This is a genomic window from Streptomyces pathocidini (assembly GCF_001418495.1).
In the GTDB taxonomy this organism is placed as follows: domain Bacteria; phylum Actinomycetota; class Actinomycetes; order Streptomycetales; family Streptomycetaceae; genus Streptomyces; species Streptomyces pathocidini.
This window is the reverse complement of sequence record NZ_LIQY01000522.1, coordinates 1-3,949: the sequence shown is the minus strand read 5'-3', so window position 1 is coordinate 3,949 and position 3,949 is coordinate 1. Positions and strand designations below refer to the sequence as shown.

Genomic DNA, 3,949 nt, shown 5'->3' with positions numbered 1-3,949 from the left:
GCTGGTCGAGCAGACCGACCACGTCGGTCTGCTCGACCAGCGCCCGCCGGCCCGCCGTGTGCGGCGAGGCAGGCGCGGGCGCCGCCTCGGCGACGGACTTCTCCACGACGGCCTCACGGTCGCCCTCCACCGTCGCCTCGCGCGCCGCCCCCGCGTCACCGCGGCCTCGCCCCCCGGCGTCACCACGGCCCCGGGCCAGGCCCGCCTCGCCGCGGCCGGGCGGGCGCGACGTGCGGCCGGTGGCGTGCGGGGCGCGACCCGCGGCGGGTGAGCGGCGCTCGCGGAGCCGCTTGGCAGCGGCCTCGGCGCGGCGCTGGTCCATGGTGAAGGCGAAGCGGCGCCGCTCGTGGGCGCGCAGGTGCGCGATGTACGCGCTGAGCAGCACGGCCGGGACCGCCGGCGCCCACAGGAAGGCCAGCCCGCCGACGGCGGCGACGACCGAGCTGAGGGTGAAGGCGAGGAACAGCCCCATGGTGGTACGGCGGCGGCGCGCGAGGACCTTCGAGCGCCGGGCGCGCTCCGCGGCGGAGAGCGCGGGCCGAGCCGCGGCGGCGGGCCGCTGCCGCTCGGGCCGGGACGCGGGGGCCTCGCGATCAGCGCGCTCCCTACGGGCCTCGGCGCGCGAGGTCCCCTCCGCGCCCTCCGACTCGGCCACCTCGTCCGCCTCGGCCGCACCGGATTCGCCGGCCTCGTGGACCTCACGGGTGCGCAGTGAGTGGGCGGTGGTCGCGGACACCGCGAAGGAGCGGACGTCGACCGCGTCGGTCGAGCCGGCCGCGTCCTGGGCGCCGACCGGTTCCGTCTCCGGTTCCGGCGCACCACCGGACTTCCCGTCCGGCTCCCCGTCGTCGGAGGCACGCTCCTGGAGGTCCTTGGCGTAACGGCGCTCCATGCCCGCCCGTCCGGACAGCAGCCGGATGGCGGTGCTGAAGCGTTCCGTCGGACGGGCCTCGTTGAGCTCGTCCTGCCTACGGAGCCACATCGGCACCAAGTAGGCGGCCCAGGCCCCGACGATGACTGCGTAGATGAGGCCGCTGCTGCTCACATCTCACACGGTAGAGGGGTTTGCTTGAGGCCATCTGCCAATTGGCCCGGTGTGTCGCACGATCTGGCTGATATCCAGAGCTTCTTTTGAGATTGTTGGGTTTCTGGGATCGCAAATGTGATCGCTTTGTGAGCGATATCGAACACGCTTTTTATTTGTGAGCCGTGCCGGGTCTCTCCCGGTGCCACCGCGCGACCAGGCCTTCGGGGACCTCCTCGACCGTCAGCGCGTAGATGAGGTGGTCGCGCCAGGCGCCGTCGATATGGAGGTAGCGCGGCCGGAGGCCCTCCTCGCGGAATCCGAGTTTCTCGACGACCCGGCGGCTCGGCCCGTTCTCCGGCCGAATGCACACCTCGACGCGGTGCAGCCCGACCGTACGGAAGCAGTGGTCGACCGCGAGCGCCACGGCGGTCGGCATCACGCCGCGGCCGGCCACCGCCTCGTCGACCCAGTAGCCGACGTGGCCCGAGCACATCGAGCCCCAGCTGATGCCGGCCACCGTCAGCTGGCCGACGAGCCGGCCGCGGAACTCGATGACGAAGGGCAGCATTCGGCCGGCGTGCGCCTCCGCCCGCAGGTGGCGGACCATCTGCCGGTACGTGGGGCGGTGGGTGACGGGCCCCGCGGCGGAGGGCGGCGGGATCGTCGCCTCCCAGGGACGCAGCCAGTCGCGGTTGCGCCGGTTCACCTCTCGCCAGATGCGCTGGTCGCGCATCCTTATGGGACGGAGGGCGACGTCGCCGTCCGTCAGTTCGACGGGCCAGGGGGCGTTCAGCTTCAGCTCCCCGCGGGTCTGGGGTGGTCGCCGCCGCGGATCTGGTCGACGGCGTGGACGAGGAGGCGCCCCAGGACGGCCAGGCCGTCGCGGACGCCGCCGGTGGAACCGGGGAGGTTGATGATCAGGGTAGTCCCGGCGACACCTGCGAGCCCGCGGGAGAGCGCGGCCGTGGGCACCTTGGCCAGGCCCTCGGCGCGGATCGCCTCCGGGATGCCGGGGATCTCGTAGTCCAGGATCCGGCGGGTCAGGTCGGGGGTGCGGTCGGTGGGCGAGATGCCGGTGCCGCCGGTGGTGAGCACGACGTCGTACGCGGCGGTGACGGCCTCGCGGAGTACGGCTTCGACCGGCTCGCCGTCCGGGACGACGCGCGGCCCGTCGACCGTGAAGCCCATGGCGGTCAGGCCGTCGACGAGGAGGGGGCCGCCCTTGTCGGCGTAGACGCCGGCGGAGGCGCGGTTGGAGACGGTGACGGCCAGGGCGCGGTACGGGCGCGACGGCTCGGAGGTCACGCGCCGCTCCCTTCCGCCGGGCCCGAACCCCGCGTCCAGGCGCCGGACTTGCCGCCCGTCTTCTCCTCGACCCGGACGTCCGCGATGGTGGCCTCCTTGTCGACGGCCTTGACCATGTCGATCACGGTGAGGGCGGCGACGGTGACGGCGGTCAGGGCCTCCATCTCGACGCCCGTGCGGTCGGTGGTCCGCACCGTGGCCGTGATCTCCACCGCGTCGTCGGCCACCGACAGGTCGACCTCGACGCCGGAGACAGCGAGCGGGTGGCACAGCGGGATGAGGTCGGGCGTGCGCTTGGCGCCCATGATCCCGGCGATACGGGCGGTGGCGAGGGCGTCCCCCTTGGGCACGCCCTCGCCGCGCAGCAGTTCCACGACGCGCGGCGACACCAGGACGCGGCCGCCGGCGCGGGCGGTGCGGGCGGTGACGTCCTTCCGCGAGACGTCGACCATGCGGGCCGCGCCCGCGTCGTCGAGGTGGGTGAAGTCCTGCTGGCCGCTGCTCATCGCTCTCCTGGTCGGGTCTTGTGGGCAGACACCGTACCCGGCAGCGGTCGCCCCTCAGTCCAGGAGAACGACCTCGACCTCGGCGCCCGGCTCCACCGAGGTGCTGTCCTCGTCCACGACGATCAGGGAGTTGGCGTGGGCGAGGGCCTTCACCAGGTGGGAGGAGGCACCGCCCACGGGGGTGACGGCGCCGTCCGCGTAGCGCCCTCTCAGGAACTGGCGGCTTCCCTTCGGGGAGGAGGCGATGCCGTCGGGGCAGACGGCGCGTACGGTCTCCCGCCCGGCGGCCGGGTCCAGGCCCATGAGGACGCGGATGGCGGGGCGTACGAAGAGTTCGAAGGAGACGTAGGAGCTGACGGGGTTGCCGGGGAGGGCGAGCAGCGGGGTGCGGTCGGGGCCGACGCGGCCGAAGCCCTGGGGCTTGCCCGGCTGCATGGCCAGCTTGCGGAACTCGACGCGGCCCTGTTCCGCCTCGAACCCGGACAGCGCCTCCTTGACGACGTCGTACGCCCCCACGCTGACGCCGCCGCTGGTGACGACGAGGTCGGCGCGGATGAGCTGGTCCTCGATGGTGGAGCGGAGGGTCTCGGCGTCGTCGGCGACGGCGCCCACCCGGTAGCCGATGGCGCCGGCGTCGCGGGCGGCGGCGACGAGCATGAAGCTGTTGGAGTCGTAGATCTGGCCGTGTGCCAACTCCTCGCCGGGGTGGACGAGTTCGCTGCCCGTGGACAGCACGACGACCCGCGGGCGGGGCCTGACGCGGACCGAGCCGCGGCCGAGGGCGGCCAGCAGGCCGATCTGGGCGGGGCCGAGGACGGTGCCCGCGGCCAGGGCGAGTTCACCGGCGGTGACGTCCGAGCCCTGGGCGCGGATGTGCGCTCCGACCTCGGCCGGGCGGTGCACGCGGACCTCGCCGGACGCGCCTTCGGGCGCGTGCGCGGCGGCGCGCATGCCGGCGGCCGGGCCGCCGCCCGTACCGCCGTCGGTCCACTCGACGGGGACGACGGCCTCGGCGCCCGGCGGGATGGGCGCGCCGGTCATGATGCGGGCCGCCTCGCCGGGGCCGACGGTGGGGAGCGCCCCGCTGCCCGCGGCGACGTCGCCGATGACG

The 3,949-nt window shown here is 74.3% G+C and carries 5 protein-coding genes; all 5 read right to left on the bottom strand.

Annotation, left to right across the window (positions count from 1 at the left end):
- Nucleotides 1–1,045 (bottom strand): divisome protein SepX/GlpR (sepX, locus tag AOK16_RS21800; protein ID WP_055473878.1); only part of this gene is annotated, 1,045 nt, incomplete at its 3' end.
- A gap of 151 nt (nt 1,046–1,196) precedes the next feature.
- On the bottom strand, nt 1,197–1,820 hold the full coding sequence (locus AOK16_RS21795) for a GNAT family N-acetyltransferase (protein WP_079101644.1): 624 nt from the start codon (nt 1,818–1,820) through the stop codon (nt 1,197–1,199).
- Nucleotides 1,821–1,822: 2 nt separating this feature from the next.
- Entirely contained in the window at nt 1,823–2,332 is a 510-nt protein-coding gene (locus AOK16_RS21790; protein WP_055473876.1) for a MogA/MoaB family molybdenum cofactor biosynthesis protein, read from the bottom strand.
- Nucleotides 2,329–2,838, bottom strand: a complete 510-nt coding sequence (moaC, locus tag AOK16_RS21785) for a cyclic pyranopterin monophosphate synthase MoaC (RefSeq protein WP_055473875.1) — start codon at nt 2,836–2,838, stop codon at nt 2,329–2,331. Before moaC ends, AOK16_RS21790 begins: the two co-directional genes overlap by 4 nt.
- A gap of 54 nt (nt 2,839–2,892) precedes the next feature.
- A partial coding sequence (locus AOK16_RS21780) for a molybdopterin molybdotransferase MoeA (protein ID WP_055473874.1) occupies nt 2,893–3,949 on the bottom strand: 1,057 nt, incomplete at its 5' end.

Coding starts and splice junctions, on each gene's coding strand:
- moaC (WP_055473875.1), bottom strand. CDS start 2,838: ATGAGCAGCGGCCAGCAGGACTTCACCCACCTCGACGACGCGGGCGCG.